A 4,682-nucleotide genomic window follows, 5' to 3' on the forward strand; every position below is an offset into this window, starting at 1 on the left:
CTACTCTAAGTGCCAAAAATAATTTTGTGGTCTACTCAAATGAAAAGCGCTGTAGATAAACATAAAAACGTCACTGAAAAAAACTCAGAAGCTATAATTGAAGTAGAGACGTTGCATGCAACGTCCTGGGTTTTGGTTATGGCGATGTGGTTTATCAATTTGAAAAGCACTGAAACTCCTATCTGTTCCCTGTTCCCTATTCCCTAAAAGCGGTAAGATTTTTATACACAAATAAAATAGGATTGCTATATGTCTATTTATCCCTCAAAATCTGCCGATAATTTTGTAGTTAATTACAATAATATTACAGCAGCAGCTAATCGTTTATCATCGGTTGCTCATCGCACCTCTGTAATAACTTCAACAACTGTAAATAAACTCACTAAATGTCAAGTATTTTTCAAATGTGAAAATTTTCAACGTACAGGTTCATTTAAATTTAGAGGAGCTTACAACGCTCTATCTCAACTATCAGAAACTCAAAAAAAATCGGGAGTATTAACCTATTCTTCGGGAAATCATGCTCAAGCGATCGCCTTAGCAGGAAAACTATTAAATATTCCCACCACTATAGTTATGCCCGACAATGCCCCACAAGTAAAAAAAATAGCTACTCGTGGTTATGGAGCAGAGATAATTTTCTATGATGTAAATGAAATAAATAGAGAAAAATTAGCTCAAAAAATTGCTCAAGAAAAAGGTTCGGTTGTTATTCCTCCTTATGACCATTGTGATATTATTGCCGGACAAGGTACAACAGCTTTAGAATTAATTGAAGAAGTAGGAAATTTAGATTTACTATTAGTATGTTGTGGTGGGGGTGGTTTACTTTCCGGTTGCGCGATCGCCACGAAAAATTTATTACCAAACTGTCGAGTTATGGGCGTAGAACCGAAAAATGCCGATGATGCAACTCGGTCTTTTTATTCTAAAACTCTACAAACTATATCTAATCCTAATACTATTGCTGATGGAGCTAGAACACCTTATTTAGGGAAGTTAAATTTCCCATTAATTTTGAATTATGTTGATGATATGGTGACAGTTTCAGAGGAAGAAATTTTAAGAACAATGTATTTTATGTGGGAGAGAATGAAATTAGTAATAGAACCCACTGGAACATTAGCAGCAGCAGCTTTGTTAGAAGGTCTTGTTAGAGTTTCTGGTGTGAGAGTAGGGGTAATTATTAGTGGAGGAAATGTAGATTTAAAACAGATGGGAGAATTGTTTAAATCTATTGATTAAAAAGAGGGAGTAGGAAGTAGGAAGTAGAGGGAAATAATTGATAATTTATCTACAATAATTAATTTTATTTTTTATTACTGAATAATTAATAATCTGGAGAGTACAAAGTTATCCCAAAAAACGATTTGTTTTGAAGGCTGAAAGTATTACTGGCAAGGGCTTACAGTACTTACAGCTTTGAATAAATTTTTTTTAACCTTTAGATCGCTGAAAGCCTTAGCTAGCAATAGTTATTCCAAGAACTTTGCACTGTTTAGTAATAATTAATAATTAGGGTTTGCTGAAAAAGTCTTTTTGCTCTTCATAATAGTCAGTAGTCAGTAGTCAATAGTCAGGAGAAATGTTGGATTACAGAATATGTAGCTGGAATAATTGTCCCCCAATTTTTCCGCCGTTGCCTGCCAAAATACTAGCTTTACGCAGCTCTTGCCACCGAAAAGCTGGCACTTTTTGAGACCAAAAAATTCTACAATCAATATTAGTCAATGCTTTAGTATTTATTCAGCAACCCCTAATTAAATAATTCTGGTTTAAACCTACATTCCGCACGACAAAATGTACTATAAAGACTAGTGGTCAATAGTCAGTAGTCAGTAGGAAATTATGTGCAGCTTAATGTCTGAGTAGATCAAGTATTTATACTTAATATTTTCCGGAAATTTTGACTCCTGAAAAAGTTCAATGACGATGATTTATACTGTATAAATACTTACCAAGTTATCATTTTTCATACTACTTTTAATGCTACGCTCTTGACGTGCGGAATGTGAGTTTCAAGCCTCCCCTTTTAAGAGGAAAAAATAAATAATATTTCCTTATATCAAATCCGCTTAATTGGACATAAAAAAAATCTCCAATTGCCATAACTACGGTCAGCTTTCTAATTCTTTTTTCTCCTAAATTCTGGATTCTGAATTCTGAATTCAGAATTCTAAAGACTTAACCATTCTATAGCTGTTTAACCGGATTTGATATTATATTCAATCCTCTCAGTTTTAACCAGAGGTAATTATCAATTATCCATTATCAATTATTAATTAATGAATGAAGATATCTATTTGACTCGTGGCCTAATACCATAATAACGATACTGCAAATAATCTCGGAGAATACGGTCGTGGTCAAAACAGAGGTTTTGGGGAATTTGCCAAGGTTCAAACAAAGCTAAATTTTTGGCATCATCGGCTGCTTTTGGTTCACCAGTGGCAGTGGCAATAAATACAACACTCATGGTATGTTGACGGGGGTCGCGACTAGGGTCAGAATAAACATAAAATTGTTCAATTAACTCTACTTCTAAACTCGTCTCTTCTTTTGCTTCTCGTCGTGCTGCAGTTTCGACAGATTCTCCATAATCAACAAACCCACCAGGAATTGCCCAACCAAAAGGTTCATTTTTGCGCTCTATCAGTACAATAGGTCGCCCCGGTTGGTTAGTTAATTCAATAATAATGTCAACAGTTGGAGTAGGATTACGATATGCCATGTTAATTTTTGAGAAACAATCATTTTGAATTTTATCTGCCTAAATACCAATTGCCAAGGAACTTTATGTTTAAATTAGACTATTAATAATCAGGACTTACGCAAAGACACTATATATGGCGTATGCTAAATAGAGCGATCGCTAAAAAAATTGTAGCGATCGCCTCAAGACTTTTGCCATTCATTCAAAAGTAACAAAAATACTTACAAAATAAAAATAGCTCTGAACTTTATTGTGGGCTTTTCCAGCTCTTGTATCAGATAATCTGAGAGTAATTCATGCTTGAGTTGGTAAATAGTTTTTCCTATTTTCACTGCTAATCTTTTCAAAAAATTCCAGACTAATATAGCGCAGGCTATATGATTTTTCTGAATTTTTCTGAGACGACATTGACAGAATTCAATTGCGTGTTAATTGTTTAATTTCTCTGTGAAATTCTTCAATTTTCCATCTAGTTTGAGATTCAAACTCTACTGCATCTACTGAAGCTTGACATAAATCATTAGTTGCAATATATTCTGTCCTATTGGTAGAAATAGTTGCCCAGAATAGCTTGACTTTTTTATCTCTTGGAAAACCTTTTATTTTAATTATTTTACCTGATATTTTTTCTGAGGAGTTCCAACTTAACTCTCCAAGTTTTTTATACTTTTCTATACCACCAGTATCATCTACTAAACGATTTATTTTTAAGGGACAGTAATAAATTTTTTCCATGTTATCTATCAATCCCATTAACCTTTGTGTTGCATACCAACTATCCATTAACACAGTCTTAAATGGTAATTTTTTTTTATTTACCACACATAAAATCATTTCTTCTACATGATCTAACTCACGTTTTTTTATCAGTATCTGGGTCATAAATTCGATAATCTATGAGCCAAAATTGTTCGATTTTTGGATTGAAGTATATACAATTTACTATTCCTATACCACGTTGGCGCAGCCTTGCGTAAGCAAACTACTTGATGCTCATTACCACTGTACTGTCGCCGAACTAATTCAATTTTATTACTATGCTTCTTGTTAATAACTGTATCATCAAAGATTAAATAACATAAGTGTATTAGTTACAATTTCTTTTTTAACATTTCTCCACAAATCCTGGTCATCAAAGTTTTCGATTTTTAAATAACGGTTTATCTTGTCATGGCTAACATTTTCTAGGTGATTTGCTAAATTTGTGATCGTATAATTTGTATGAGAATTAAGTAGATACTGACAATAATCAATATAGTTAAAATTCATATTGTTAGCTCAAATTAACAATAATATTATTCTACAATAATCAGGGTATTTTAGCAAAAATTATTGACAATTAGCCATATATTATAGAGCTAAAATCAATTATACGAGCGCATCTTTGTAAAAGCTTATGATAATTTTTTTGTTCGGGCGATCGCTTAAAAAATCATAGCGCTCGCTCTATTTGACATACGCTATATATAGTGTCCTTGCGTAAGTCCTGATAATGTTAAAAGTTTAGTGATATACTTGAATTTTATATAGCAATCCTATTTTATTCGTGTCAAAAATCTTACTGCTTTTTAGGGAATAGCGGTCAGACCCCGCGTCGCCGTCAGCTCGCTTGCGGAATGCTGACCAAGAGAGGGAACAGGGAACAGGCAAGAAAAAAACTTAAATTTCCTGTAGATATCCACGCTAACTTTTACACAAACGATACCAACGGACATGATATGACTACAGAAAATAGTGGTTTTTCTATCATATAGTGAGTACAGTTTATTAATTCTCTGTTGCCTCTCTTGGTGCGCATTCCCTCTGGTCGGCTTTCCCTCTCTTGGTCGGCGTTCCCTTGCGTCTGATGCCGACGCGGGGTCGCACCTTTGTTGCTTTCCGGAGCTGTTGCCTAAAGTCCTAAAGTTTTGTACCTCACTATAGCACTACGCATTAAGGTTAGGACATTTCTAAATCCTGAAAGCCTTTG

The 4,682-nt window shown here is 34.1% G+C and carries 3 protein-coding genes and 1 pseudogene; 1 reads left to right on the plus strand and 3 read right to left on the minus strand.

Going from position 1 to position 4,682, the window contains the following annotated elements:
* Positions 1 to 249: 249 nt before the first annotated feature.
* Positions 250 to 1,245, plus strand: coding sequence for a threo-3-hydroxy-L-aspartate ammonia-lyase (locus tag AC3DU7_RS25780; RefSeq protein WP_488042137.1), 996 nt, complete (start codon positions 250 to 252; stop codon positions 1,243 to 1,245).
* A gap of 348 nt (positions 1,246 to 1,593) precedes the next feature.
* On the opposite strand, the gene AC3DU7_RS25785 is transcribed toward AC3DU7_RS25780, so the two are convergent.
* The 3 genes and pseudogenes from AC3DU7_RS25785 to AC3DU7_RS25795 all read right to left on the minus strand — a co-directional run bounded on the left by AC3DU7_RS25785 (position 1,594) and on the right by AC3DU7_RS25795 (position 3,982).
* A complete protein-coding gene (locus tag AC3DU7_RS25785) occupies positions 1,594 to 1,731 on the minus strand; it encodes a hypothetical protein (RefSeq protein ID WP_488042138.1) in 138 nt (45 codons plus the stop codon).
* A 568-nt stretch (positions 1,732 to 2,299) separates the two neighbouring features.
* Positions 2,300 to 2,731 (minus strand): NUDIX domain-containing protein, encoded by a 432-nt coding sequence (locus tag AC3DU7_RS25790; protein WP_488042139.1) that lies wholly within the window; start codon positions 2,729 to 2,731, stop codon positions 2,300 to 2,302.
* Positions 2,732 to 2,934: 203 nt separating this feature from the next.
* A pseudogene (locus AC3DU7_RS25795) lies at positions 2,935 to 3,982 on the minus strand (IS701 family transposase).
* Positions 3,983 to 4,682: the final 700 nt, after the last annotated feature.

This window comes from Okeania sp., assembly GCF_983059655.1.

Bases quoted from the DNA above. Each gene is read 5' to 3' on its own strand.
- AC3DU7_RS25780 (WP_488042137.1), top strand. From the start codon at position 250: ATGTCTATTTATCCCTCAAAATCTGCCGATAATTTTGTAGTTAATTAC.
- AC3DU7_RS25790 (WP_488042139.1), bottom strand. From the start codon at position 2,731: ATGGCATATCGTAATCCTACTCCAACTGTTGACATTATTATTGAATTA.